This window comes from Chryseobacillus diguaensis (genome assembly GCF_049220665.1).
Taxonomy (GTDB): domain Bacteria; phylum Bacillota; class Bacilli; order Bacillales; family Bacillaceae; genus Metabacillus_B.
On sequence record NZ_JBMKNV010000004.1, the window covers coordinates 198,276 to 224,979 of the forward strand.

Below are 26,704 nucleotides of genomic sequence, written 5' to 3' on the forward strand. Positions count from 1 at the left end.
ACCTAATTTGATTGGACTGTATTTTTCCTTAACAAATCTTTATCAACTCTTGTTATACCAAGCAATACTAGAAATACTAGCCAAACGATGGCAATGTGCCACCAAGGCAGCTGATTGAGCTGTGAGTAGACCATATAGATCGAGCCTGCTACTGAACCTAGAAACAGAATGCTCAATTTCATAAACGATACGGGCACATAGTAAATTTTTTGGCTTTTATAAAAAATGTACACAATCGCAGCCATGTAAGAAAGCAAGTATGCTGCAACAGATCCCCAAATAGAGTAGAACGGCACTAGAACCAGGTTCAGCACAACATCAATAATGGCTCCTGCCACAAAGGCATATGTGATGTACTTTGTTTTCTTTAAAATAAAGATTCCGACAGAGATGATGAGATAGTAGAAATTCAGAAATGTAGCAGCTGATAAGAGCGGTACATATTGATAGGCTGTGTGAAATTCTGCATTAAGCATCTTTATAACAAAAGGCATGACTGTTGCAACACCAAGAATACCAAAAGCGCCAAGCACCAGAATAATGATATAAACCTTTGAGAACATTTCTTTTGCATTCGGCTTATCCTTCATTGACATCGAATAAGGCCGCCACGCCATTTGAATTCCGCTTGTGACAAGAGAGATTAGTGCCGCAAACCTTATGGCAGCTTGATAAAGGCCAACTTCGACCGGAGATTGAATGAATTGCAGAATGACACTATTTGAGCTGATTATCACCCAAAAAGAGAGTGAAGCAGGCACAAGCGGTGCGCCGTACCTGAGCATATCCCTCATTACTTCTCTATCAAACTGAAATCTGAAATAGGATGCGGCCTGCCGGAGCAGGAACAAAATAATAAGAGCGCCGCTTATGATCCTTGCAAATAGGGCTCCCTCAATATCCTTCATAAAGAATCGTAAAATCACATAGGACAAAGCCGCAATTAAGGCCATCTTAAGAACAGTAAAAACCACGACTTTAATGGTTTTGTATTCATATCTTAAAACAGTCAATATTAACGTCCCTACTGTATCTAACAGCAGGATGATCAAGTTAATATAAATAAAAAACATGAGCTGAGAACTATTATAAAGATCGGTTTTAAAAAGCAGATTTGGCAGTACAGGACTTAACACAAATACTGCTGCAAAAGACAAAACAATGATGGCAAGCCGAAGGTTCATTACATTCCGGACATATAAAAGCCGCCTATTGGCATCCTTAGTATTGAAATAATAATAGGCAAGGGCGGCGTCTGTCCCAAAAATAACCATAAAGGTTAATAAGGACGTATAGTTGTCCATTACTCCAAGCAGTCCATACCTTTCTGTACCAAGATAAGAGGTATAGATCGGAAGCATAAAAAATGCAATGATCTTCGTTCCCACATTCATAAACGCATAAAGGAGGGAATCCCCTCCTAAACGTTTTAGCTGGTTCAGCAAACTATAACAACTCCCGCTTGTCAACAGGGCGTAAGAACTTGGCTGGAATTCCTTTGACAACAGTTTCTGCCTCAGTATCCCTCGTTACAAGGGCACCAGCGGCAACAAATGTTTCTTCTGCAACTGTAATTCCAGGAAGAATAATAGACGCGCCGCCTACACGGGCTCCTTTTTTAACTGTCGCACCTTTGATTTTGTCAAAGCGCTCTTCCGTCCGTCCCATGAAGTTATCATTTGTTGTTGTCACACAAGGAGCGATAAAGACGAAATCTTCAAGCTCTGTATAAGCCGTTATATAAGAGTTTGATTGAATTTTTACACGTCTGCCGATTTTGACATGATTTTCAACTGTCACGCCGCGGCCCACGATGCATTCAGACCCAATTTCAACATTTTCACGGACGCTGGCAAGGTCAGCTACCAATGTAGAATGACCGATTTTTGCACCAGCGTATAGAACAGCATTGCTGCCGATTGTAACCTGATCGCCAAGCTCTAAAGCAGGCATTGCAGATGTCAGCTTAACCGTACTGGTTTTCCCAGGAGTCGGCTGTTTTCCTATTACTGCGCCGTCCGCAATACGGACGCCATCGCCAATGATTGTGCCGGCATAGATTGTAACATGGCTGCCAATCGTAACATTGCTTCCGATTTGCACACCTTCTTCAATCACATTGAAATGGCCAAGCTTAACGGTTTCAGAAAGTTTTACAGAAGAATCTATAACGTTCATAGGTAAACGCTCCTATTATAGTTTTGTATATCTTGCAGGCTTGTTTTCTACATCCTTCATTGCATTGCGTGTATCGAATAATGATTTGCTGTGCTTCGCAATCATTTCATAGTCATACGTTGAGTGGTCTGTTGTAAGAAGCACGAGATCTGCTTCGTCAAGCAAGCCTTCTGTTAAAGGAAGGGTTTCAATTTTGTCTCCAAGGCATTTGAATGAAGATACGAAAGGATCGACTACTTTCACGTCAGCGCCTTCTGAATAAAGACCTTCCAAAATGTTCAGAACCGGAGATTCACGAACATCGTCGATGTCTTTTTTATAAGCAACGCCAAGAACAACAACGTTTGCGCCGCGAAGTGCTTTTCCATCCTTATTAAGGATGCGCATGCTGCGTTCTACAACGTGTTCAGGCATAGCATTATTGATTTCGCCAGCAAGCTCAATCAATCGAGTGTGGTAGTTATATTCTCTGGCTTTCCAAGTCAGGTAGAATGGATCGATTGGGATACAATGTCCGCCAAGACCAGGACCTGGATAGAACGCCATGAATCCGTATGGCTTTGTTTTCGCTGCGTCGATTACTTCCCAAACGTCGATGCCCATACGTTCACATAGAATAGCCATTTCGTTCGCTAGAGCAATATTGATATGACGGAACGTATTTTCAAAGATTTTTTCCATTTCAGCAACAGCAGGGCTTGAAACTTCGAATACTTCGCCTTCAAGCACGTGACGGTATAAAGAAGAAGCAACCTTTGTGCAGTTTTCAGTTACGCCGCCGACAACCTTTGGCGTATTTTTTGTTTTAAATTGCTTGTTGCCTGGATCGACACGTTCTGGAGAGTATGCTACGAAGATATCTTCTCCGATCACATAGCCTTTTTCCTGGAATGCAGGAACAACGATTTCTTCTGTTGTACCAGGGTATGTTGTAGACTCAAGCACAACAAGCATGCCAGCGTGAGCAAATTTCGCAATTTGCTTGGAAGAGCTTTCTACATAAGAAGTATCAGGCTGCTGATGGTGATCAAGCGGTGTTGGCACACAGATCGCTACAGCATCTACTTCCTGAATTTTAGAATAATCGGTTGTTGCTTCAAGAAGGCCGTTATCAATGATTTCCTTCAGGTCCTCATTTACAACGTCACCGATATAGTTATTTCCTTCGTTTACCATGTCCACGCGTGATTGCTGAACATCAAATCCGATTACTTTATAACCAGCTTTCGCTTTTTCAACCGCAAGCGGCAGACCTACATAACCTAACCCAACGACACCAATCGTTGCGTTTTTTGACTCTATCTTAGAAAGCAACTCATTTAACTGAGTTCCCATGGACGTTCATCTCCTTGTCTAATTGCACCTTTTTGCCTGTTTCTGCAGACTCTAGTAAAGCATTGATTAATCTAACCGGTGCTAGTCCGTCTTCACCTGTTACGATAGGCTCGCGGTTTTCCTTTACCGCTTGGGCCATATCTTCAATGATCCATTGATGGCCCGGTTTACCGAATGGATCAGCTTTAATCATCTGAACGAGGCTTTCTCTTTCCTCATCAGATACTCCTTCAAAATCCCAAGTCTCGATAAAATTAGCGTTTCTGCCGCTGATCTTTACGCTTCCTGTTTCTCCAAAAATAGAGATGGATTCTTCAAGGTTTTTCGGGTAAATCGTTGTTGCAGCTTCGATAATTCCAAGTGCGCCTGATTCGAACTCGACAACACCTGCTGCAAGATCTTCTGTTTCAATGTTGCGAAATCTTGTTGCCGCCATCGCTTGGACACTTTTCACAGGACCCATAAACCAAAGAAGCAAGTCCAGGTTATGAATGGCCTGGTTCATCAAAACGCCGCCGTCAAATTTCTTTGTGCCGCGCCAAGGAGCCTGATCATAATACTCCTGATTACGGTTCCATCTTACTGTTACATTCGCATGGCTGAGCTTGCCGAATTTTCCGGAGTCCATTTCCTTGCGAAGCAGCTGAATAACAGGACGGAAACGGTTTGGATGGACAACAGCCAATTTAATGCCGTTTTCGCGTGCTGCCTGGTTGATTCTCTCACTGTCCTCTGTTGTCAAACTCATTGGCTTTTCCATCACAATATGCTTTTTATAACGGGCAACAAGATCAGCAAGCGGAGCATGAAGCCCAGAAGGAGTACAAATGTTCACAACATCAAGGTCCTCCTGGTTTTTCAGCATATCCTCAAGATCTGTGTACGTATTTACTTTGCCTTCGTACTCAGTCAGCCTGTCTGGGTTTGTATCACAAACCGCAATCAGCTTTGCATCAGGAGCATCCTCAATAGCTTGTATATGTTTTTTGGCGATAAAGCCCATTCCAACTACTGCAAAATTAGTCATGCCTTCTACCCTCTCTTGCATCACGCATGTATTTTGCCAGCATTAGTCCTAAAATGGTCAAAAACAAGGCAAATACGAATCCGATGATAGTGTTTGCTTTTGCATGATTCGATTGCTTGCTGACGTCTTTTTTCATTACGTCTGGCTTTTCAAATTCTTCTAAGTCATACGTGCTGCCTATTATGGAAGAATTTTTATCTGAGATAAGTTTTTCTGTTTTGGTTACAGCTTCTGCCAGCAAAGCATACTGTTCAGGAGGCATATTCGGCCCGTCTGTGAGCAGCTTAGGTTGAATTTCATTGTAAGTTTTGGTAGCTTTTGCAAGCATTTTCTTATTTCCAGCTAACCCTTCTTCAGTTAATTTCTTTCTAAAAGAATAATTGTCCTGAAGGGCTTTAATATACTTAGCAGATGCTTTATTAAGAATGCTGTCTGCTGTTGCTTTATCTTTCGCATCTACAGTGAATTTCACTTTCGATTTTTCCATTGGCTCAACCGTAAGCTTGTTTCCGAATTCCTTGCTGTAATTTGCTTGAAGGAGTTCAGGATCCGCGAGCGATGCAAGAGTGATTTTACCAGTCGAGAAGGTAGCTTCCCCATGATAGCCTTTGCTTGTTACCTGAGAAAGACCAAATGCCAAGAGTGCTACAACAACCGGAATCCCGATCAATAGCCACTTCTTTCTCCAAAAATACAGAACGTACTCGTATAAGTGATCTCGTTTTTCAGTACTCATTCATTAGCTCCTTGGTTGTAAAAATAATAAACAAGCCCCTTTTACTGATAAAAGGCGACTTATTTGTATATCCTTTTTTGGCAGCCCTTAAACCTCTTAAGGGCAGCTAAAACAAGATATATATAAGATGATCAGCAGAGGGGGTGCCCCTGCCGACTAGAAATGCGTCTTACTTATAGAATTTTTCGATCGCGTCTACGACAATATCCTGCATCTCTTCTGTTAATTCAGGGAACATCGGAAGAGAAATAGCTTCCATTGCAGCCTGCTCAGAAATCGGGAAATCTCCCTCTTTAAAGCCAAGGTCAGCAAATACCGGCTGAATATGAAGCGGCTTTGGATAATAGATCATAGTTGCTACGCCGTTTTCCTTCAGGAATTCCTGAAGCTCATTGCGTCTTTCCACACGGATTGTGTATTGGTGGAAAACATGGTAGCGGTCGCTTTCTTCGATAGGTGTGACAACCTTTGTGCCAAGGCGTTCCTTCAGCAATCTAGTATAGCGGTCAGCATGCGCTCTGCGCTTTTCTGTCCACTCGCTTAAGTGAGGGAATTTCACATTTAAGATTGCGGCCTGAAGCTCATCAAGACGGCTGTTATAGCCCAGGATGTCATGGTAATATTTTCTTTTTGCGCCATGTACGCGGATTACTCTCATTTCATCAGCTATTTCTTGGTGTTTTGTAACGATCATTCCTGCATCGCCGTATGCACCAAGGTTTTTTGTAGGGAAGAAGCTGTAAGTTGCTGTATGGCCATACTCACCAGTTTTCTTTCCTTTATAAGTTGCACCAATTGCCTGAGCGGCATCCTCGACAACATAAAGATTATGCTTTTCAGCAATCTCCATGATTTTATCCATTTCAGCCATTTGGCCATATAGATGAACCGGAATGATTGCTTTTGTATTTGGTGTGATTTTTTCTTCAATAAGAGTTGGATCAATATTAAATGTTACAGGATCGATGTCCACGAATACAGGCTTTGCTCCACAGCGTGCAATGGCACCAGCTGTTGCAAAGAATGTAAATGGAGTTGTAATAACTTCATCGCCTGCTTTTACACCGCAAGCCTGCAGTGAAATATGTAATGCGTCGCTTCCGTTGGCTACTCCAACTGCGTAAGGCACATTGCTCGTTTCGGCTACGTCAGATTCTAATTTTTTCACATTATCACCCAGGATGAATCGGGAGGATTTCATTACTTCATCCATCACCTGCAGCATTTCATCCCGCAAGTTCATATATTGTTCGGAAAGATCTAACATAGGCACTTTCATACACTATCTTCTCCTTAATAGTATTAATGGTCAAACACTCATTCATTTTAGCACACTATAGCAGTTTTTTGTCAGCGCATGTCGAACGATTACGTTACAATTTAAAGGCAAAATCCGCATTTCTTCCTTTATATATAAAATCTTCCTAAGTACAGCATGCCCTTTTTTGCGTTGCTATATTAAAAACTACCTAGTACACAATATCACAATTGCTTTAAAAATTAAATACTACTCTTGCTTTGAGGCTGATATTTCCTAAGCAAATAATTGAAATTCTGCCAATGATTTTTGCGAACTATGTTATAATGACGGAGATTATTGATACTTAAAAATGGGAGCGCGTCTAAGATGTCACTACTATATAACAAATACATGGAACTTAAATCCCGTTCCGAAACAAAAAAACTATATCGATCCGTAGAGAAAATCAACGCACTGGAAGCGACTTACTCAACGTTTTCAGACGAAGAACTTCAGTTAAAAACCTCTGAACTTAAGGAATCCCTCCAAGGCGGCGCATCAATGGAAGAGATCCGTCCGCACGCTTTTGCAATTGTCCGTGAAGCAGCCAAACGAACGATTGGCCTGCGCCATTATGATGTTCAGCTAATTGGCGGCCTTGTCCTTTCAGACGGCAGCATTGCCCAAATGCAGACCGGGGAAGGGAAAACCCTCGTATCCACTCTGCCAAGCTTTCTTTTCGCTTTATTTGGAAAGGGAGTACATGTTATTACATCCAATGAATACCTTGCCAAACGCGACTTTGAATTAATGGGCCAAATCCATCGCTTTCTTGGATTAACAGTCGGCTTAAATCAATCCGGTACTGATGTTCCTGTAAAACAGGAAGCTTATCGCTGCGACATTACATACGGAACAGGCAATGAGTTCGGGTTTGATTATCTGCGCGACAATATGGTTTCTCATCTTTCTCAAAAAGTACAGCGCGGACAAGCTTATACAATCATTGATGAGATTGACAGCATCCTGATTGATGAAGCGAGAACCCCGCTTATTATCGCGAACAAATCCGGAGCATCAACTGAGCTTTTCCATATCACAGCGATGCTTGCAAAGTCCTTCAAGATTGGAGAAGAGGTAGAAGTAGATCTTCCTTCCCGCCAGGTTCACATGAAAGAAGAAGGCATGTTAAAGGTAGAAAACATGTTTGGCATTGATAATCTCTATTCAGCTGAGCATCAAATTCTTTACCATTATTTAAATCAATCCCTCCAGGCAGAATTTATTCTAAGACGAGATGTGGACTACATCGTCAAAGAAGGCAAGGTAGAACTGGTTGATGCCTTTACGGGACGTGTGATGGAAGGTAGAAACTTAAGCAACGGCCTTCATCAGGCGATTGAAGCAAAAGAAGGACTGGAAATCAATGAGGAAAATCTGACGCAAGCGACAGTTACCGTTCAGAATTACTTTAGGATGTACCAGGTCCTTTCAGGCATGACAGGAAGTGCCCTTCCTGCACAGAAGGAATTTATGGATATTTATCATCTTGATGTGATTGAAATTCCGACAAACAGACCGAATATCCGCCGCGATGGGCCGGATCTTGTCTATGCTACTCTGAAGGATAAATATCAAAGGGTTGTCGAAGAAGTCAAAACGATTCACGCAACAGGAAGACCAATCCTGATCGGGACCACTTCCATCAAACAATCTGAAAAAGTTTCTGAGATCCTGACGAAAGCAAGCATACCGCACTCCCTGCTGAACGCTAAAACAGAGGAACAGGAAGCAAGAATGATCTCCATTGCAGGACAAAAAGGCCAAATTACCATTTCTACTAATATGGCTGGGCGAGGAACGGACATTTTACTTGGTGAAGGTGTTTCTGAGATTGGCGGGCTTCACATTTTGGGTACCGAGCGACATGAAAGCAAGCGGATTGACATGCAGCTTCGAGGACGCGCAGGACGCCAAGGTGATCCCGGCTCCTCTCAATTTATCGTCTCACTTGAGGATGACCTTTTAAATCAGTATGACGATGAAGAGCTGGAGAAATGGGTCAAAAAACTGCAAACAGACGAAACCGGATTTATTACATCACCGGATCCAAGGAAGTTTATGAATAAAGTGCAGGAAAGCGTAGAAAATAATCATTTTTCCGGACGTGTGCATCTTTTAAAGCTTGAAGATCATCTTGATCAGCAGCGAAAAGCGGTTTATGGAATCCGAAATGATATTTTAAAAGATACCGAGTTTCTACCATATATTATGGAACAATTTGAACAAGCTTATAAAGACATTATGGATGGCTTCTTCTTCGAGGCAGGCATGAAGGAAAATGTGGATTACGAATATTTGCACGGGCGGATTCACTCAATGATGAACACAAGCTATAATGTGGATGATCTGAATGAAAAAGACCGCAGAGAACTGGAACTGTTCATGGATGAAGATTTGGTGAATTACAGAACAAGTCTTTCATTAATTGCTGAAAATGAAGAGATGGTTCATACAGCCAAAGGATTTGCCCTCTCATTGCTAGACGAAGCTTGGATCAGGCACCTTGATGTGATGGATGAACTGAAGGATGGAATCGGGTTAAGAGGATATGGCCAGGAAGATCCTTATCGTTTATTCCAGCTTGAAGCATTCCAGGCATTTGAAGGCATGCTCAGAGATTACCGCTATCAATTGCTGGTGAATCTTCGGACATTAATAATGAAAGCACAGGAAGAGGAGGGTCAAGAGGCATGACAGCAGACACAAAGTTAAAAACAGCACTTTCCATCCACTCCGACTGGGATATTAGCAAACAAGAACAATATGTTTATCAATTTCACCTCTACCAGCTTCCTGAGCTGAAGGAAAACCAAATTTCCATTACAGGCTTTAAGCTTGAAGAATATGATGATTTTTTCACCATTACGGGCTTTATTCGAAGCACTGTTCCCCAGCCGATTAAATTTGAAATGCTGCAGCTCCTATTGCTTGATGAGGAACAGCAGGTAGTTGCAAGAGAAACATTTGACATGGAGCGGTTCGGCGAGCTTCCTTCAATGAGTGCGAGACCTTGGCGATTCATTTTTGACCATGATTCTTTAATAGATGGTAAAACAGTACCTTCTTCCGGATGGACAATAGCGTTTGAATTGAAATCACGCAATGAACATAAGCTGGATTTGGACGAGTCATGGAAAAATAGTATTTCACAGGAGCAAACAGCGAAGCTTCAGCAGCTTGTTCAAAACATTGAACCGGTTAAACCGAACGAAGTCAACATTATGGGACTCGAAGCACTTCTCACGGAACAAAAGGATTTGCATGTGACGCTTCTGATCCGAAACGGAAGCATGAAAAACATACAGCTTGAGCAGCTGCCGTTAGTGGTAGAAGATGCGACAGGCGAAATCATTGCAAGAGGAGCCTTCCAAACTGCCGGATTAGAAGTAAACGCCAATACGAGCAAGCCGTGGACTTTTATCTTCCCTAAGGAATTACTCAATAAAGAGGAAATAGATTTATCTGCCTGGAAGGTTTACCCGCCAAGTAACAATTGATCGAAAGGACATTCGCTGTAATTTGGCGAATGTCTTTTTATTGAAGGGAACTTTTGATTAACAAATGAGGAGGCTTTAAAATGAACAGAGTACTGAGATTTGATTTTCAAGTACCCAATCCCGAGAAAGCAATTGAGTTTTATTCAAACAGCTTTGGCTGGAAATTCGAAAAAATTCCTGGACCGCAAGATTATTGGTTTATTACGTCAGGCGAAAAAGATAGCCCTGGTATTGATGGAGGACTAATGAAATCTCCTGATGGTGCTTCAAGAACGACTAATTCAATAGAGGTCCCATCTGTAGAAGAGTACATGAAAAAGGTTGAGGAAAATGGCGGAAAAATTGTCGTACCAAAAACAGCTATAGCAGGGATGGGCTACATTGCCTATTGCTTAGATACCCAAGGCTTGCTGTTTGGCCTTTCTGAAGTAAATCCGAACGTTTAAAGGGATACATAAATCAAAAGCTTAAGGAGGTCATTTTTCCTTAAGCTTTTGATTTGGATATTCGATTATTTCGATGGTCTGCGTTTCATGCTGTTATCCCGAATCCAGATTGGAACTCTCGTTAATAAACTGATACCAAGAACGATAACTACAAGAATGGCTGCCGATTTATCCGCTATTTGGGAGGCATCTGCTACAAGACCTGTTGATTGAATGTACCATAGGTAAACAGGAAGCGTTCCGCCTGGTGAAGTCAGGTTAAAGTCTCCCATTGCACCAGAAAAGTTCGTTCCGCCTGCAAGAAGGATGATAGCCGATTCACCAAATGCGCGGCATGCCGCAAGACTGATTCCTGTTAGAATACCAGAGAGTGCAGCAGGGATGACAACGCGGTTAATCGTTATTGATTTTGTTGCACCCATTGCATAAGAGGCCTCTCTCAATTCTCTCGGAACAGATTGGATTGCCTCTTCTGTTACACGGGCGATGACCGGGAGATTTAATAGGGCAAGGGTTACTCCAGCACCAAGGATCGTTTGACCGACTTGGAACGTATCAACAAACAGCATATACCCAAATACACCAAAAACAATGGATGGAACAGAAGCCAGGCTCTCAACACACGTTCTGATAAATTCAGTGAAACGGTTTTGAGGAGCATATTCAGCAAGGTAAATTCCAGATCCAACCCCAATAGGAATGGAGATAATCAGAGAAATGATTAACACGTAGAAAGAGTTGAAAAGGTAAGGCCCGATTCCCCCGCCTACTTCAATATCATCCGGCAGCTTCCAGAAGAAATCTGGTGTTAGAAGCATTAACCCTTTTGCCATAATCTTAAAGAGCATAGCAAAAATCACTGCAAAGATGGCAATCATAACAACCCACAATAATCCTGTAAACAATTTATCCAGCGTATATCTTGCTTTTCGTTTTTTTATGTTTTTTCCAGCTGCTGCTTCCATTATGAAACCCCTTTTGTTCGAAGTCTTCGAATGATGACAATCATGATCATCGAGATGATAAGAAGCAAGAATGCCATCATATAAAGAGCATTATAGTAAGTTGATCCTGCTTGAACATCTACGATAAAGCTTACGATATAACTTGTCAGGACGTGTGTTGATGTGAACAAATCAGGAGGAAGCTGAACCGCTCCTCCAATAACCATAACAACAGCCATTGTTTCACCTAAAGAACGGGCCATACCCAAGATGACAGCTGATATGATCCCCTGCTTTGCAGAAGGAAGGATAACGCGGAAGATCGCTTGAAAACGGGTGCTTCCCATCGCATAGCTCGCTTCACGCAGTTCTCTTGGAACAGCTGTGATCGCATCATCACTGATTCGTGTAATAGTAGGCAATACCATAATCGTTAAAACAAGAGACGCAGCCAAAAGACCATTACCTACAGCACTTCCGGAAACCTGCCTGATAAACGGGATTAAGATCGTAAGGCCTAAATATCCATATACAATAGATGGAATACCAACAAGCAAATCAAGCGTTGGTCTCATTATTTTCTTTAGCCAGGCTGGAGCAATTTCAACAGTAAAAACAGCCAATCCAATAGATAGAGGAGTTACGATCAGGAGAGTAAGTCCAGTTAATGCGAATGTACCAATGATAAACACGCCTGCACCGAACTCATTAGCATTATCGGGGTCCCAGTTTAGAGAAAAGAAGAACTCCATAGGGGATACATCTTTAAAAACCAGAAGGCCTGTTTTTCCAATGAAAATAATAATAGCAAGCAAAACTAATCCTAAAATTAACGCACTTGAAAGAGTGAAAATGTTGAATATACGGTTTTTTACATACTTACTGCTGTTTTTTCCCTTTTGGCTGGTGCTTTGGGGTCTTATCTGCAGCTCTTGTTCGATCTTCGCCATAATTTCCTCCGAAACTAATGTAAAGCCAGCCCCCGCGGGAGCTGGCCCTCATGATTTAAAAGGGTACTTACTTATTTATCTTGCGCCTTTTACAGGGATGAATTTCAATTTTTTCAATGAACCGTTTTGGAATTTAGAGCTTGTTACATAAGAGATGAATGCTGCATTAGCACCTTTTGCTTTTCCTTTAGTTAGAAGGTAACCGTAACCCCAAACTGGGTATTTGCCAGCTCGGATTGTAGAAGCTGATGGTGCAACACCGTTATAAGAAACAGCTTTGATTCCGCCTTTTACATATGGAAGGTCAACATAACCGATTGCATTTGCATTAGACGTTACAGCAGAAACCATTTCACCGCTTTTTCCAGCTTCTGTGTAGTTAGCGCCTTTTGTCATCATTCGAGCGCCTTTAAGAGCTTTAAGGTTGTAGTTTACACGAGTACCTGAACCAAATTTACGGTTTACAACTACGATTGGAGCGTTCTTGCCGCCAACTTTGCTCCAGTTAGTAATTTTTCCAGAGAAAATCCCTTGCAATTGAGCTGTAGAAAGGTTTTTAACAGGGTTTTTAGAGTTTACGATTGTTGCGAAAGGAATAACAGCGATTCTGTAAGCAGAAAGACCTTTGAACGCGCTGAATCCAGGTACAGCTGTAGTAGCATTCCAGTCACATGCTCCGATTGTAGAAGAACCTTTAGATACAGATTGAGGTCCTGCAATTGAAGATGAACCAGAAACTGAGATCGATACACGCGGGTTAGAGCGTTTGAATTCTTTTGCAGCTGTTTGAGTCAATGGAAGAAGCGCAGTAGAACCAGCGATTACAACTTTACCAGAAACGCTGGCAGCGTCAGCTTGATTTGTTCCCCCAAAAGTAAATCCGACAGTAGCAGCAAGGGCCATAGTAGCGATGGATAAACGTTTTACTAATTTCATGTTTGTTCGTCTCCTTTAATAGGGTTTATTTATTTTGTTAAAGCAGTGAATCCATTGTTTTTGTAAACCAGTACTTTGTCTCCGTCCATACCAGGAGCTGTCACAGCAAGTCCAGCCATCGTCCAGTTGAATGAAGTAAGTTCTAGATCCGTTTTAACCAATTGAGTTACTTTTTTAGTATCTGGATTGATTTCATATATGGCAGAACCGTTTGCTTCAGCAGTCAGCACAAGAATGGATCCTTGCTCGAAAATTTGAGTAGAAATAATATCTTTTCCAGAAAGAAGTGCTGTTTCAGAATTATCTTTTCCAATCATGTTTAAAACAGGAAGAGCTTTGTCATCGTCAGCTTTTGCACTTACATAAACAATTGTTCCGTCATTTAGGAATCCTGGGAATACTTTGTTATCAGCCGATTTTGTAACTGCAGCAGCCGTTTTTGTTTCAGCAGTCAAATCAATCACATTAACTTGAGGTTCAGTGCCTTCTGTATGGATACCTGTAACATCAGTTCCGCCATTTCCATCATCTACTGTGTCTGTTTTAGCTTCTTTACCAACTACGTAAAGAAGTTTTTGGCCATCAGCAGTGATATGAAGATCTGATTTGTAAGGAACACCATCGCCGAATACTTTAGTCGCTGCACCAGTTGTAAGATCTATTTGTACAATTGTGTCAGCTTTATCATTTTGCAACGCGTAAACTTTTTGTCCATCTTTTGACCAAATGTATTCTGTTTTAATTGAATCTTCATCAGCACTTAGCTGTTTATCTGTTCCCATTACAAGGTCTACTAGATGAGCAAATCCTTTTTCATCTGAGTAAATAGCTTGTTTCTTATCAGGGGAAATAGAGAATTCAGTACCTTCGAATTTCTTGATAACTTTTTTAGTCACTGAGTCTAAAAGATAAGTAGCTTCTGTGTCGCCTTCATCGTTAGAAACAAGTACAGTTCTGTCGTTAAGAACTTCAGGGTCGAAAGTATCTCCGCCCATTAGCTTCATTTTCATCACTACATAACCGCTGTCGCCTTTAACCATATCTCCGCCAAGAGCGTTAACAATTGTATTGAGGTCAGCGTATACAACACCTTTAGCTATTACAGGGTACTCTTTAAGCGTCATTGCTTTGCCGTTCACCATCACAACATTAGAACCAGCTGCCATAGTTACAGTTGCTGTATCTTTTTTCAAAATAACATTCATACCTTTGACTGATGCAGTACCGCCGATTGCTTTAGCAGCATCTTGTACAGAGTAAAGGTATTTACCGTTTACACGAAGAGATTTCATTGTTTGAAGTGTGCCGTCAACATTCACTTGGAAGTTTTTTGCTGTGATGGCACCTTTTTGAGAGATAAGAACGTTTTTGTCAGCCATTAAACCGCCGCCAAATACAGTAACAAACATGCTTGCATCCATGAAGAAGGACTTGCCGGCTAAAGCAGCCATAGTTTTGGATTTTTTGTTGTTAACGAAGATCATTCCGTTGTTTTTGATAGTAATCCATTTTTTGCTTTTGCCGCTGCCTTTAGCAATGATCCAGCTTTTAGACTTTTTGTCATACATTTTCGTTGCAGACATTACTTTTGCCAAATCGTCTACAGAGTGAAGCTTATGGCCTTTCCACATAACCGAATGCACATTCATTGCTTTGCCATTAACAAAAACCATTTCTTGTACTACCGTTTGCTTCTGTTGAACACTAGCAGCACTAGCTTTTATAGCAACAGGGCTAAATGCACTTCCTGCAACAACTGCAGAAGCAATCACTAAGCTGGTAATCTCACGTTTCATCCTTTATGCCTCCTTGAATTCTGTTACTTTTGACAGTTTAATAGTTCCTAAACTTTTAAAAACTACCAATTCTCTAAGTCAAAGTAATTATATTCTCAGAATATTAAGCAGGTTTGGAAGTAAGTTTAATTTTGGATTATATGTAAATTAATGTTAATAAATTGGATTTTTGTGTAATAAATCTGAATAGTTTGTCTCTGTGTTTATCTAGTTAAATATTCCTAAATAAGATTTTCACCATAAAAAAACTGCCCAATATGAATTTATTGGGCAGTTTCTTATATTTATTATTATCCTGTGAACATTTGCGTCCAGTAGTATTGATCATATCCAGTACCAATCTTTGTGAACGTTTTTCGCAATATATTTTCTCTATGATCTTCACTATGCATCCATCCGCTGACTGCATCTTGCGGGGTACAGTATCCCATAGCAATGTTTTCTCCTGCATATTGATAGGAAATGTGGTATCTTTGCATCATTTGAAAAGGACTTCCATAAGTAGGTGATTGATGGTCAAAATACCCATTTCTATACATATCGCGTGATTTCTCTTTTGCAATTGATGCTAGATTTACTTTAAGGGTCAGCTGAGGAAGACTCTGTTTTTGTCTTTCCATATTTGTCAGAAGAAAAACATCATATTCAAAAGAATTCACTTTTCCTCGACCAGGTGTTTTTTCAATAAAGGTACCTTTTTTGAGCATACCAGCCATACCATTTAAATATCGGTTTACTATAGAAGGAAGCGGAGTGTAATGTCCGGCCTCTTTAATTTGCGCTGCTCTTTTACTTAACCTGTCAAGCTTTGCTGTTTTCGCTTTGACCCTGCTCCCTTTATCACTCAGAATATCTCTTCCCGCATCATACATCAGACGGTATTCAGATACTTCATAGATAACTCTCTCTTTTAAAATCTTAGCAGGCTTGATGTATGTTTGATTCATCTTTTCACGAGATGCCTTACCGCTGACTTTGCCGATTGCAGCTTCTGTCCGAAGTATTTGGCTGCTGAGAGAATCATATTCACTATTAATAGAATAAACATTTCCTGCTTTTACTTGTTTGCTGAATTCATATGACAGACTTTGCAGTGTCTGGCCTTCCCTGCTCGCTGATTTCGCCAGGCTCGACGCTTCAGCAGAAGAATGGTGAGTCATTACCAGAATGAATGCTGCCATTGCCATAGAAAGATGTGCGATCTTTTTCAATCGATTCACTCCATTTCAATTGATTACCTGTTATTATACCACGTACTAAGAGAGGGACTTCTTGTGAAATTATGTTAAAATATAGAACCTCCTTGAGGTTTCATTTTATTCATGTTAGGTTATATAATAGTTTGGTATGCAAATTACAAGCAGGTGATTAAATGAGCAGAAGCAGAATCATGTATTTTGATTGGCTGCGAGTGATCGCAACAATCGGTGTTGTCCTTCTTCACGCAGCAGCTCCCATATTATACCAGTATAAATCGTTGCCTGAAGATCATTGGTGGGTTGGACACATGTTTGATACCTTAACCCGCTGGTGCGTACCCATTTTCTTTATGATGAGCGGCGCATTGCTCCTCAATCCTAAGAAACAGGAATCTTTGGTCTCTTTCTTTAAAAAAAGAGCTTTTAAAGTTCTTGTTCCTTTTATTGCCTGGTCCATTTTCTATTTATTGATTCAGATGAAAACAGGCAAGCTCGAACCGCAGCCAGGCGCTGCAGCCAAAGCAGTTTTAGAGGATAAAGTCTACTACCATCTTTGGTTCCTCTATGTGATTATTGGACTTTATTTTATCACACCTATTTTAAAGGTTTATATTAAAAACACATCAAGAAAAAACATCGAGCTTTTTTTAGTGCTATGGTTTGTTTCAACAGCTGTTTTCAGCCTAATTGCCAAGTTTCTTCATATTAAGATCGGCATGGATGCATTTCCTGCAAGCGGCTATATCGGTTACTTCATCATGGGCTACTATTTTTACAATTATTCTTTCAGTAAGCTTACGCAAAAAATTTACTACTTGATCGGCCTTGTTGGTTTTGTGCTTACACTTAGCGGAACAGTTTTCCTAACTGACAAAAATCAGGGCGTATTTGATGGATTTTTCTATCATTATCTGAATGTATCAACCGTGTTTACCTCTGTTGCTGTTTTTATGTTGTTTAAGCATTTGAGCAGCCGATTTAAGGAAGAAGGCACGATGATTCGTGTATTAAATCCAATCAACCGGGCAAGCATGGGAATCTATTTGATTCATCCTTTTATCTTCCTATTGCTCGCTAAATTCTTAAATCTCAATGCCTTTACATTTCACCCAATCATTGGTATTCCATTAATGACCGGCTTGACGATTATCATTAGCCTGATCGCTGTTAGAATTATGCAGGCTATTCCAGTTGTTAAGACATTTGTTCCTAATTAGATAAGAAAAGCGAAAGGCCTTGAACAGCCCCGACAAGCATAAGACGGTCAGCCGGAGAAAGGCGAACTTCCTTTCTTTGGATGAACGGCTTATGACCTTGAGGGGCTAGGCGCTGGAGCTGGACAATTATATTCTTACAACCTTAGATCTTGAAAAACAAAAGCTCGCCTTCCACGGCGAGCTTTTTTCATTTTAGTAGGTTAGGTAGTTTACATCGGATTTTTTGACGTAGTAGCCGTTGCCTAAATCATAGATATTTTTCTCATCATCCACTCTGAAAATTTTAAGTAATTCTTTTTTCTGTGTGAGCTTGAACACTTTAGAAGAATTAGGATAGTACATAGGAACACCATTCTTTTTTGGCTGAGCCCTTCCTATGCTGTAGCTATTTTTCCCCATTTTCGGAACAACAAGAAAACGACCATTTTTTGTCCCCCAGTAATAATAGTTCTGATCAATTCCATTCACATTAAAATTCTTATTTTTCTTTAGAACATGATTTGCATCACTATTTTCTGTGGTTTCCAGCACACGTGTTGGTGTATCAGCATTAATATATAGTCTGCCTGTTACAAATTGTAGTTTCTTAGGATCATGTAAGACATATTCATTACTGCCAATTTTATAGTACCCATTTTCTATTCCAATAACATCTTTATGGGTGCCTTTTAATAAGCTTTTAGAACTAGGATTGAAGCTGCCATTTGCTTTCTGATAAATTGGGACATTCTCATTGATAGCTACACCGCCGTAAGGATATGATTGTTTTTTATCTTGAAAAGGAACTGGAAGTGTTAATGCTTTCAAATTAGATGTAGCCATATATCCTGATTTCCCTAAAATTTTGACAGGATAATAAGAAAACAAATTCTTCAATTCAGGAGATTCTATTGCTTCACCTGTTATTTGAACCAAAGTATTAACCGGTATTTTTGTAATCTTTGCATTAGCCGAAACATTATCTCTTAAATTGCTTTCAACTCTAGTTACAACTTGATATCCCGGTTTTAGCATCATCATAGAAGGAGTGTTGGCATATTCCCAGTTTTCATTGAATTTATACTTTAATGATCCCTTTTCATCTACCTTTAGTGCAGGTTTGGGAAAATCATTAAGATATTGCTTAGCATTGTTTTTAATATAATTATAAATATCGTTTTGATAGGTTGATGAATGTGTGTTTGGATTATTTTTTTCTGAAAAGCCATTGTAAGCCATCACTGCAAAATACCAATGTTCCAGATTACGTGGATCGTGATTATTAACACTAGGGAGGCTTTTTCCAGACAGATCCCACTTCATTTTTAAAATTGCAGCACCCTTACGGATATTGTATTCTGTATCTTCCACAAGCTTTATTGGATTAAGATCAAGTTTCTTTTTTTCATAATCATTAAGACTATCAGGTGTCACCTGCATGATCCCGATACCGCCATCCTTTGTAACATTCGGTTCCCCATTCTTAAATTGCATCATCTTTGACTCATTTAAAGCTATAGCTTTTAAAATCTCAGGGGGAATGTTCTCTTCCAATGCAACTTTAGTCAGAAGTGACTTTTTCTCAAAATAGCTTAGTTCTTTATAAACTCCCCCCGCTTTCGCAGTAAAGGAAGCAGGCACGAATACAATAGAAGCAGCCAGAACAGCAGTTAGTAGTTTCTTCACATCTCATCCTCCATCTTGCAATCTTCTACCATCTTACATGAATTTTTTTCCAACTACAACACAAAAAAAATAGATACCCCGAAAGGCATCTACTATTCTTAAAGTTTATTAATTTTCACTTTCAGTGAAGCTTTACGCACTTTCAAGTCTTTGTTTACTTGTGTCATCGCATTGTAGCTGCCTGCGTAAAGAGCGTTTCCGCTTGCTTTAATCGCTTTGGCTCTGTTTTCCAGGCGGGATAGCTTATCAAACTGTTCAATCGCCATTTGTTTTTTTCCTTGTTTAACAAGAGAGTCAATCTGATTCATCAAACGATGCATGGATACTTCGTATTTAACAGATTCCCGGGCAATCTTAGCGGGCTGGACAAAATGGTCATTGAACACTTTGCGGTTACTGGAACCATAGATTTTACCTATTGTTGCTTCTGTTTTTTTAAGCTGCGAGGAAAGATCGTCGTAAGCAGCAGAGGTTTCATCATTAAGCTTTTGAACTGAGATCATAGAAGACTGAAGGTCTTTTGTCACTGAAGCAAGCTTTCTGCCTGTGTTCATGCCATCAATGGAATGAGCAGAACGCAGCATGTATTCTTTAAAACTAGAATCCTTGCTTTTTTGCTTCAACCTATTGTATTCCCCTAATAAAGAAGAATCTAAACTCGTTTTTTTCTGAATTTTGTCCCATAATACTTTGGCTGACTGAACATAATTTTCAGTTGATGCTCCTAGAACAACACCTTGTCCATTGATGCGCTTTGTTCCAACGTATCTTGGACTCCAATAGCTGTTTCCTAAAGAGCTGATTGTTACTCCTTGAGAAGTGGATGCATGGATAAATTTGTTGTCACCTATGTACATCCCAACGTGAGAAACAGAACTTGATGTTGTCGCGAAAAAGACTAGATCACCAGGCTGTTTTGAATTTACTTTTGACAACATGCTTGAAGAATACATTCCTGCTGCAGTACGAGGCAGGTCTATACCAACTTTATTGTACACATAATCCAGAAAACCAGAACAATCAAATCCGCTTGGGGTAGTTCCGCCCCATTTATAATCTACACCTATGTATTGTTTGCTAATATCTACTACTGAATTAGATGATGCTTCCGCAGCTGCAGCACTTGGCAGATATGAACTAAAAAGTATCGATGAAGCTATTCCTAAAATCATTAACGGTTTCTTCATTTTCCTCATGTTCTTCACTCCTTTTGCACTTCCTCAGTATAACTGAGAGAAGGAAGGAATAGTTTAACAGTTACATTACATCTCACCCTAATATTACATTAATATTACGTTTGTCTTAAATATCGGTTAATTATTGCAATATTCGGCAAATTTATTAGGTAGTTATTCTTGTTGGGTAACTAGCATTCTAGTTTTATGTATACAGATAAAAAAGAGGACCTAAGTCCTCCCTTGAATTTTAAAATGATTTCACCAAAATTTCATCATACATATTTTGCAGGGTTTTCTCAAAGCCCGGAAGCTCTGGATACTTCCCAGGATGAAGTTTGTTGCCCTCAGCTTTAATTTCTGCTGATCGAATTTTGAGGCGATCATACATATCGATTTTCTCTTGAATCAAGGTTTCTGAAGCATTATTTTCCTTCATTTTTTTGATCTCTAACAGCAGCAGGTATCTTGAACTCTCAAAAATTGTACTTTCTCTAGTAATCTTTGCAGGTAAAATATCTTTTTCTCTAAAAAGAGCTCTTATTTTTTCTCCAGATACTTTTGAAACGACCTCTTCTGAAGGTGATAAAAACTGGGACAGAGCCTTATATTGAGAGACAGTCTGGTCATTCAAAAGCCCTGCTTTGATCGATTCATTCAAACGGCCTGCAGCTCCCCGGAGAACATCTCCAGTTCTGACAGCATCAATAAAACGGGCCGCCTTCAGACGATTATCCTTAGCTTGCTGAATTTGATCATTGGCTGTTTTTTGGTAGGCATCCGGAATAGTCCCAGCTAATTTTTCGGCCTTTTTCAAATCTTCTCCTGACTGGCTATATAAATTACCAAACGTTTTTGAGATATATAGATTAGCTGCTGTCTTCACGTTATCTGAATAATAGGGCCGGAGTGCAAGGCTTGATTTTAAAAGATTTTGAATGGCTTCAGAAGTCTTTTCTGCGCTGTTTCCTTCACGGCCTTTATAAAGGCGATATCCTTCTTTTGCAATATAAAGACCTACATCCTTATTATCCTCCCATGCTTGCTTAAAGTAAGACAAGGGTGCACTTGTTTCTCCAGTATAAGGGGTAATTTCAATGGTAAAGGCAGGCTTTTTATAATGCAAAAGAAACCAGTCTGTGAAACCCCCGCCCGAAGGATTAGGACCTGGATTAAACAGCTCGTAGCCAGTCATTCGGCTAAGCTGATTGGCATAGGTTTGATCTCTCGTATAGATGGCGCCGGTCTGGTGGAAATTCCAGAAAATAATTTGGCCTGCTGTGTGATAGCTGACTGCCATCTCAGGGACTAGATTGTTCACAAAATCAACGATTGCTTTTGTTTCTGAGGCTGAAACGGGAGAGTAGCCTTTAAAATTTTCGTAAGAAGGCTTGCCTGGATTTTCCTTGATCGTACTCCAGTAGGCATCATACTGCCTGTTAAGGTCTACTCCCTTTGCATTCGCTTTCCAGCGGTGAAAGTCAGAGCTGCCTTTATTCATGGCAAGCAGTGCCGAACGGTCGCCCGCCGGGAATTTTTTAGGGCCATATTGCTGAAGAGTCACACCATCAGGATTGACCATAGGAACAAACCATATAGTAGATTCATTGAGGATGGTTTTTGCAGGGAGTCCATTAATGGATCCGCCAGATTTGTAGAGCTTCGCATATTGATCAAGCATAAACATGTTTAAGTTCGTGGTAATCCACTCTCTGGCATGATGTGAGCCATTCATAAAGACGGATGCAGGACCTTTACCAAGGGATACGGCATACAGATCACGCCCGTATTCTGATTTGCCGATGACTTTATAGTGAATCATATCAGGATATTGTGCTGCAAGACCTTTAATATCTTTTACCATTTGTTCATACGTATAAATCTGATTTGGATTCACGGAATAAGCAGCTTCCGCTTTCTTAAAACCCGTAAAACAGCCGAAAAAGACAATGGCCAAGAGTATCATATGAATCTGTTTTTTCAAATTCATTCCCCTTTTCTCTGTTATCTGCCTTTTCCAAAGCCTGGTTCGTATGTCATCGTCTTTTTACTCTCTCAACCTGCCAAACTCTAAAAAATGACCTATACAAATACGAATCTGGCTATCACGTTTCCGTCGGTCCATTTAATCTATTTTCCGAAGAACAGCTCTAACAGGACTGCCATCCGCTTCCTCTAGAGCAAGCGGCAATGCGGCAAGCTCATACTCCCCTTCATCTGCATCATCTAAAACAAGACCCTCCAATATGTGAACACCATTCGCAGCAAGTGCGTGATGGGCAGGCAATTCCTTGCTGTCAATCGGATCAACCGACGGCAAATCAAGTCCCAAGAGACGCACACCCTTCCCGGCAAGCCATGCAGCTGCTATTGGCTCAATATGAGGGATTTTTTCTGGAAAATCAGTGCGGTCCTTCCAGTAGCCTGTTTTAATCAGCAGTCTTTCTGTTCCTGCTAGTTCGAGAGCTTGAAGATCCTCAAGAGAAATACACTCCCTAACAGGCAAATGAACCACTTGAGCTTTACCTATATACAACTCAAGATCCAGATCTCTGACCCGCTTCCCTTCATTATCAAAATGAAACGGGGCATCAATATGAGTTCCTGTATGAATGCTCATTGTAAGCTTACCTACATTTACCGACCCGCTCTCTTCTTTGCTCCAGCTGACCTCATAGGTAAAAGGCGTATCACCAGGCCAAGTAGCAGCAGATTCGTTTAAAGGCTGGGAAACATCGATCCATTTATTCATTTGTTAGGCCCCTTTCCTACAATCTTGTTCTTAAGCTCCACAGCTCAGGAAAAAATTGATGATCAAGGGCCTTTTTCAAATACGTTACACCGGAAGAACCGCCTGTACCCTTTTTATGACCGATGATCCGTTCGACTGTGGTCACATGGTTAAAACGCCAAATTTGCTGCTGGCTTCCGATATCAACGAGTTTTTCTGCAAGCTCATAAAGGTCCCAATATTGGTCCACATCCCGGTATACGGTAAGCCACGCTTCCTCGACACTTTGATTGTGCTGATAATTTTCCGACCAGTCTCTTTGAAGAGCTTCCTCATCTATTGGAAGTCCGCGGGCTGCCAAAGCCTGAATGGCCGCATCGTATATGCTCGGTTCCTTTAATGCCGTCTGCATCACCTGGTACAATTCTTCCTCATGCTGATAGACAGACAGCATTCTGGCATTTTTATTTCCTAAAGCAAATTCAATCAGCCGATTCTGATAGGACTGAAATCCAGACGAATGGCCGAGCTTATCTCTGAATTCCATATACTCTGCTGGAGTGAGAGTGGACAAAATGTTCCATGATTGAATCAGCTGCTGCTGAATCCTTGAAACGCGGGACAGCATTTTAAAAGAAGGCTCCAGGTCGTTTTTCTGAATGCACGCTTTAGCCTGGGACAATTCATGAATCGCAAGCTTCATCCACAATTCACTTGCCTGATGGATGACAATGAAGAGCATTTCATCGTGGTGGTCGGATAACCGCGTCTGGCTGGAAAGAATTTTATCAAGCTGCAAATAATCTGCATAGGACATATCCCTTTGAAAATCGGTTTGAATCTCCTTTTCCATTCTTCCATCTCCGGTATCTTTTCCTGTCATCGCCTATACCCCTTTCGTCATCCATTTCCTAATCAAATACGCTGCTGTTAAAAAGATCAGCCACGGAATGCCAAACTGAAGAACAATTTTAAAATCAGTAAACCATGTAGAAAGTGTTAAGCAAAGTAACAGGACAGCTCCTAAGATGGTCAAAAACGGGTATCCCATCATCCTGACCGGAAGTTTCCTTCCCCCGGATCGTTCCCAGCTTTTACGGAAGTAAAGATGCGAAACAAACACCATGAACCAGGTGAAAATTGCGCCAAACATTGAGATGCCCATCATAAAGGCATATGATGAATCAGGCATTAGCGCACTCACGGTTCCAGCCAGAAAAATTCCGATTGTGGAAACCCACAGGGCATTAGCCGGCACACCATTTATGTTTACCTTTCCAAAAACCTTTGGCGCAAAGCCTCCCTGCCCCAGTGAAAAGATCATTCTTGTTGAGGCATAAAGCTGGCTGTTCATTGCCGATAAGGCAGCCGTTAAAATAATGAAATTCATAATAGCCGACGCACCTGGAATATGGAGGATTTCCATAACTTTTACAAATGGGCTCTGATCAGTTCCGGCAGCCTTCCACGGCACAATCATCAGCATAATTCCGATCGTGACCACATAAAAAGTGGACAGCCTGAATACGGTTGCTTTTAATGCTTTCGGGACAGCGACATCCGGATCCTTCGCCTCACCCGCTGTCACAGCAATAAGTTCTGTCCCAAGAAAGCTGAACAAAGAAATAAAGATCGCAACCCACATTCCGTTAAATCCAAAGGGGAAAAAGCCATCATCATTTGTTAGGTGCTCGGGTCCGATTCCTGAAGGGCGAGCACCGATCAGCACATATGCACCAAGCAGGATAAAAAGAACAATGGCACTTATTTTGATCATGGAAAACCAATACTCAAACGCAGCAAATGTATGTACGCTTTTCATATTGACATAAATGAGCAAGGCACCAAAAAGCAAAATCCAAACGATTCCCGGTACGGTCGGAAACCAATATTTCATGTAAACAGCGATTGCGCTGACCTCAACACCTACAGCGAGAACATTGGCAATCCAGTAGGAATACCTGACAAGAAATCCTGCCATCGGACTGATGTATTTTTCAGCAATGGTCCCGAATGAGCCTGACGTCGGATGAGCGACTGACATCTCAGCAAGGCAGCCCATTAACAAAAGGACCACAAAAGCTCCGATTGTATAGCTAATCAAGACACTGGGGCCCGCCGTTTGAATGGCGAGACCGCTTCCGAGGAACAGCCCTGTTCCGATTGCGCAGCCCATGGCAATCATTGTCAGCTGCCTTGTGTTCATTACTCTCTTTAACCCTGTTTCTTTATTAGGTTCCAAAACCTTTCCTCCTTCCTCCATTAAGCAACCACTTCCCGCTCATTTTTAAACTTCTTATACTGCTCTTCCTCCATAATTCTCTTCAGAATCTGGACGGTTTCCCAAACCTCTGTATAGGTTGTATAAAGGGCAATTGGCGCGAGGCGGATGATATTCGGCGCCCTGAAATCCGGAACAACGCCATTCTCTTTTAAGGCCTTGCAAATTCTTGCAGCTTCTTTATGCTCGAGACAAATATGCCCTCCGCGGCACTCGTCTTCCCTTGGATTGCCAATGAAAAAGCCGTTGCCGACAAGTTCAATTTCAATTAAATCCATTAAGTATTGCGTGATATAAAGGGATTTCCTGCGTATCTCTGTAATCCCCGCCTCATTGAACATTTCAAGCGAGCCGATTAATGGAGCCATACTGAGGACATGAGGCGTACCAATCTGATAAGCGCCCGTTCCTTCTCCTTGTGATAAGGTGTGTTCCATATCAAATTGTTTGTCTTTTTTAGAGCTAAACCACCCCGCAAGGCCCGTTTTTTTGCCAAAATGCCTGGAATTGACGAAGAGTCCGCCGACACTGCCTGGCCCTCCGTTCAGATGCTTATAATTGCACCAGTAGGCAAAGTCAGCATCCCATTCATCAAAATAATGCGGAATCGCACCAACAGAATGGCAGCAATCAAACCCGATCAAAATACCCCTCGCATGGGCTTCAGCTGTTAATCGCTTCATATCTAATATCTGACCGCTTCTATATAAAACAGAAGGCAGAACAACAAGTGCTACTTCATCTGTCATGAGATCAATAATGTCGTCTTCATCTAAAGTCCTTCCATTTCGGCTTTTTGCCTGAAGCAGGTGAGTCTTTGGATCATAACCCCTTAACTCCAGCTGGCTCTGCAGTGCATAAATGTCAGATGGAAAATTCAGTTCGTCCGCCAAAATCTTCGCACGTTTCCCTTTAGGCTGATAAAAAGTAGCAGCCAGCTGATGCAGATTAACAGTAGCAGATCCTGTTACAATCACTTCTTCTGATTTAGCTCCTACTAGCGGGGCGAGCATTTCACCAAGCTTTTCTGATAAATAAAACCACGGGTGATCTCCCTGCATCCAGCCGTCAATTCCGTACCGCTTCCAATCCTCTAAAGAATGGAGCAAACTCTTTTCAGCCCGTTTAGAAAGCAGTCCAAGCGAGTTGCCATCCATATAAATGCTTCCTGGCTTGGTGTAAAACTCGTCTCTGTAGCTGGAAAGCTGATCTTTTTCATCCAGATATGCCGCATATTCCTTCGCCTTTTCCATCCATAAGCCCTCCTTAGTCGTCTATTTATGGAAAT

Annotated in this window: 22 protein-coding genes; 4 read left to right on the plus strand and 18 right to left on the minus strand. The window is 41.1% G+C overall.

Annotation, left to right across the window (positions count from 1 at the left end; translation table 11 throughout):
- Positions 1–2: 2 nt before the first annotated feature.
- The 6 genes from ACOT8F_RS08320 to ACOT8F_RS08345 all read right to left on the minus strand — a co-directional run bounded on the left by ACOT8F_RS08320 (position 3) and on the right by ACOT8F_RS08345 (position 6,555).
- Positions 3–1,445 carry an oligosaccharide flippase family protein gene (locus tag ACOT8F_RS08320; protein WP_421651185.1) on the minus strand — a complete coding sequence of 481 codons (1,443 nt, stop codon included), beginning with the start codon at positions 1,443–1,445 and terminating at the stop codon, positions 3–5.
- Position 1,446: 1 nt separating this feature from the next.
- Positions 1,447–2,178 carry an acyltransferase gene (locus ACOT8F_RS08325; protein WP_421651186.1) on the minus strand — a complete coding sequence of 244 codons (732 nt, stop codon included), beginning with the start codon at positions 2,176–2,178 and terminating at the stop codon, positions 1,447–1,449.
- Positions 2,179–2,193: 15 nt separating this feature from the next.
- Positions 2,194–3,513, minus strand: a complete 1,320-nt coding sequence (locus ACOT8F_RS08330; protein ID WP_421651187.1) for a nucleotide sugar dehydrogenase — start codon at positions 3,511–3,513, stop codon at positions 2,194–2,196.
- Complete coding sequence (locus ACOT8F_RS08335) at positions 3,494–4,540, minus strand: Gfo/Idh/MocA family protein (RefSeq protein WP_421651189.1); 1,047 nt, start codon at positions 4,538–4,540, stop codon at positions 3,494–3,496. The genes ACOT8F_RS08330 and ACOT8F_RS08335 overlap by 20 nt, the downstream gene beginning before the upstream one ends.
- Positions 4,533–5,276, minus strand: coding sequence for a GumC domain-containing protein (locus tag ACOT8F_RS08340; protein ID WP_421651191.1), 744 nt, complete (start codon positions 5,274–5,276; stop codon positions 4,533–4,535). Before ACOT8F_RS08340 ends, ACOT8F_RS08335 begins: the two co-directional genes overlap by 8 nt.
- Positions 5,277–5,445: 169 nt before the next feature.
- A complete protein-coding gene (locus tag ACOT8F_RS08345) occupies positions 5,446–6,555 on the minus strand; it encodes a DegT/DnrJ/EryC1/StrS family aminotransferase (protein WP_421651192.1) in 1,110 nt (369 codons plus the stop codon).
- Positions 6,556–6,903: 348 nt separating this feature from the next.
- Here ACOT8F_RS08345 and secA2 point away from each other — a divergent pair, with 348 nt between their 5' ends.
- From secA2 to ACOT8F_RS08360, 3 genes are all read left to right on the plus strand, one after another.
- Positions 6,904–9,273, plus strand: a complete 2,370-nt coding sequence (secA2, locus tag ACOT8F_RS08350; protein ID WP_421651193.1) for an accessory Sec system translocase SecA2 — start codon at positions 6,904–6,906, stop codon at positions 9,271–9,273.
- Positions 9,270–10,076, plus strand: a complete 807-nt coding sequence (locus tag ACOT8F_RS08355) for an accessory Sec system S-layer assembly protein (RefSeq protein WP_421651194.1) — start codon at positions 9,270–9,272, stop codon at positions 10,074–10,076. Before secA2 ends, ACOT8F_RS08355 begins: the two co-directional genes overlap by 4 nt.
- 80 nt (positions 10,077–10,156) lie before the next feature.
- The gene (locus tag ACOT8F_RS08360; RefSeq protein ID WP_421651196.1) at positions 10,157–10,522 is read left to right on the plus strand and encodes a VOC family protein; all 366 of its coding nucleotides are present in this window, start codon (positions 10,157–10,159) and stop codon (positions 10,520–10,522) included.
- A 65-nt stretch (positions 10,523–10,587) separates the two neighbouring features.
- On the opposite strand, the gene pstA is transcribed toward ACOT8F_RS08360, so the two are convergent.
- The 5 genes from pstA to ACOT8F_RS08385 all read right to left on the minus strand — a co-directional run bounded on the left by pstA (position 10,588) and on the right by ACOT8F_RS08385 (position 16,359).
- Positions 10,588–11,487, minus strand: a complete 900-nt coding sequence (gene pstA, locus ACOT8F_RS08365; protein ID WP_421651198.1) for a phosphate ABC transporter permease PstA — start codon at positions 11,485–11,487, stop codon at positions 10,588–10,590.
- Complete coding sequence (gene pstC / locus ACOT8F_RS08370; protein WP_421651199.1) at positions 11,487–12,416, minus strand: phosphate ABC transporter permease subunit PstC; 930 nt, start codon at positions 12,414–12,416, stop codon at positions 11,487–11,489. The genes pstA and pstC overlap by 1 nt, the downstream gene beginning before the upstream one ends.
- Positions 12,417–12,491: 75 nt before the next feature.
- The gene (locus ACOT8F_RS08375; protein WP_421651200.1) at positions 12,492–13,352 is read right to left on the minus strand and encodes a phosphate ABC transporter substrate-binding protein; all 861 of its coding nucleotides are present in this window, start codon (positions 13,350–13,352) and stop codon (positions 12,492–12,494) included.
- A 29-nt stretch (positions 13,353–13,381) separates the two neighbouring features.
- Positions 13,382–15,148 (minus strand): stalk domain-containing protein, encoded by a 1,767-nt coding sequence (locus tag ACOT8F_RS08380; RefSeq protein WP_421651202.1) that lies wholly within the window; start codon positions 15,146–15,148, stop codon positions 13,382–13,384.
- A gap of 290 nt (positions 15,149–15,438) precedes the next feature.
- A complete protein-coding gene (locus ACOT8F_RS08385; protein WP_421651204.1) occupies positions 15,439–16,359 on the minus strand; it encodes a CAP domain-containing protein in 921 nt (306 codons plus the stop codon).
- Positions 16,360–16,520: 161 nt separating this feature from the next.
- Here ACOT8F_RS08385 and ACOT8F_RS08390 point away from each other — a divergent pair, with 161 nt between their 5' ends.
- Complete coding sequence (locus ACOT8F_RS08390) at positions 16,521–17,564, plus strand: acyltransferase (RefSeq protein ID WP_421651205.1); 1,044 nt, start codon at positions 16,521–16,523, stop codon at positions 17,562–17,564.
- A 192-nt stretch (positions 17,565–17,756) separates the two neighbouring features.
- On the opposite strand, the gene ACOT8F_RS08395 is transcribed toward ACOT8F_RS08390, so the two are convergent.
- From ACOT8F_RS08395 to kynU, 7 genes are all read right to left on the minus strand, one after another.
- A complete protein-coding gene (locus ACOT8F_RS08395) occupies positions 17,757–19,229 on the minus strand; it encodes a transglycosylase SLT domain-containing protein (RefSeq protein WP_421651207.1) in 1,473 nt (490 codons plus the stop codon).
- Between the two features lie 98 nt (positions 19,230–19,327).
- Complete coding sequence (locus ACOT8F_RS08400) at positions 19,328–20,425, minus strand: NlpC/P60 family protein (protein ID WP_421651208.1); 1,098 nt, start codon at positions 20,423–20,425, stop codon at positions 19,328–19,330.
- A gap of 229 nt (positions 20,426–20,654) precedes the next feature.
- Complete coding sequence (locus ACOT8F_RS08405; RefSeq protein WP_421651210.1) at positions 20,655–22,388, minus strand: M14 family zinc carboxypeptidase; 1,734 nt, start codon at positions 22,386–22,388, stop codon at positions 20,655–20,657.
- Between the two features lie 141 nt (positions 22,389–22,529).
- Positions 22,530–23,156, minus strand: coding sequence for an arylformamidase (kynB, locus tag ACOT8F_RS08410; RefSeq protein ID WP_421651212.1), 627 nt, complete (start codon positions 23,154–23,156; stop codon positions 22,530–22,532).
- A 16-nt stretch (positions 23,157–23,172) separates the two neighbouring features.
- On the minus strand, positions 23,173–24,018 hold the full coding sequence (kynA, locus tag ACOT8F_RS08415; RefSeq protein ID WP_421651214.1) for a tryptophan 2,3-dioxygenase: 846 nt from the start codon (positions 24,016–24,018) through the stop codon (positions 23,173–23,175).
- A 3-nt stretch (positions 24,019–24,021) separates the two neighbouring features.
- Positions 24,022–25,341 carry an amino acid permease gene (locus ACOT8F_RS08420; RefSeq protein WP_421651496.1) on the minus strand — a complete coding sequence of 440 codons (1,320 nt, stop codon included), beginning with the start codon at positions 25,339–25,341 and terminating at the stop codon, positions 24,022–24,024.
- A gap of 56 nt (positions 25,342–25,397) precedes the next feature.
- On the minus strand, positions 25,398–26,669 hold the full coding sequence (kynU, locus tag ACOT8F_RS08425; protein ID WP_421651215.1) for a kynureninase: 1,272 nt from the start codon (positions 26,667–26,669) through the stop codon (positions 25,398–25,400).
- Positions 26,670–26,704: the final 35 nt, after the last annotated feature.

Coding starts and splice junctions, on each gene's coding strand:
- kynA (WP_421651214.1), bottom strand. CDS start 24,018: ATGACAGGAAAAGATACCGGAGATGGAAGAATGGAAAAGGAGATTCAA.
- ACOT8F_RS08390 (WP_421651205.1), top strand. CDS start 16,521: ATGAGCAGAAGCAGAATCATGTATTTTGATTGGCTGCGAGTGATCGCA.
- ACOT8F_RS08325 (WP_421651186.1), bottom strand. CDS start 2,178: ATGAACGTTATAGATTCTTCTGTAAAACTTTCTGAAACCGTTAAGCTT.
- ACOT8F_RS08345 (WP_421651192.1), bottom strand. CDS start 6,555: ATGAAAGTGCCTATGTTAGATCTTTCCGAACAATATATGAACTTGCGG.
- ACOT8F_RS08360 (WP_421651196.1), top strand. CDS start 10,157: ATGAACAGAGTACTGAGATTTGATTTTCAAGTACCCAATCCCGAGAAA.
- ACOT8F_RS08375 (WP_421651200.1), bottom strand. CDS start 13,352: ATGAAATTAGTAAAACGTTTATCCATCGCTACTATGGCCCTTGCTGCT.
- pstA (WP_421651198.1), bottom strand. CDS start 11,487: ATGGAAGCAGCAGCTGGAAAAAACATAAAAAAACGAAAAGCAAGATAT.
- ACOT8F_RS08420 (WP_421651496.1), bottom strand. CDS start 25,341: ATGAACACAAGGCAGCTGACAATGATTGCCATGGGCTGCGCAATCGGA.
- ACOT8F_RS08330 (WP_421651187.1), bottom strand. CDS start 3,513: ATGGGAACTCAGTTAAATGAGTTGCTTTCTAAGATAGAGTCAAAAAAC.
- ACOT8F_RS08335 (WP_421651189.1), bottom strand. CDS start 4,540: ATGACTAATTTTGCAGTAGTTGGAATGGGCTTTATCGCCAAAAAACAT.
- pstC (WP_421651199.1), bottom strand. CDS start 12,416: ATGGCGAAGATCGAACAAGAGCTGCAGATAAGACCCCAAAGCACCAGC.
- ACOT8F_RS08400 (WP_421651208.1), bottom strand. CDS start 20,425: ATGAGGAAAATGAAGAAACCGTTAATGATTTTAGGAATAGCTTCATCG.
- ACOT8F_RS08355 (WP_421651194.1), top strand. CDS start 9,270: ATGACAGCAGACACAAAGTTAAAAACAGCACTTTCCATCCACTCCGAC.
- secA2 (WP_421651193.1), top strand. CDS start 6,904: ATGTCACTACTATATAACAAATACATGGAACTTAAATCCCGTTCCGAA.
- ACOT8F_RS08380 (WP_421651202.1), bottom strand. CDS start 15,148: ATGAAACGTGAGATTACCAGCTTAGTGATTGCTTCTGCAGTTGTTGCA.
- kynB (WP_421651212.1), bottom strand. CDS start 23,156: ATGAATAAATGGATCGATGTTTCCCAGCCTTTAAACGAATCTGCTGCT.
- ACOT8F_RS08340 (WP_421651191.1), bottom strand. CDS start 5,276: ATGAGTACTGAAAAACGAGATCACTTATACGAGTACGTTCTGTATTTT.
- kynU (WP_421651215.1), bottom strand. CDS start 26,669: ATGGAAAAGGCGAAGGAATATGCGGCATATCTGGATGAAAAAGATCAG.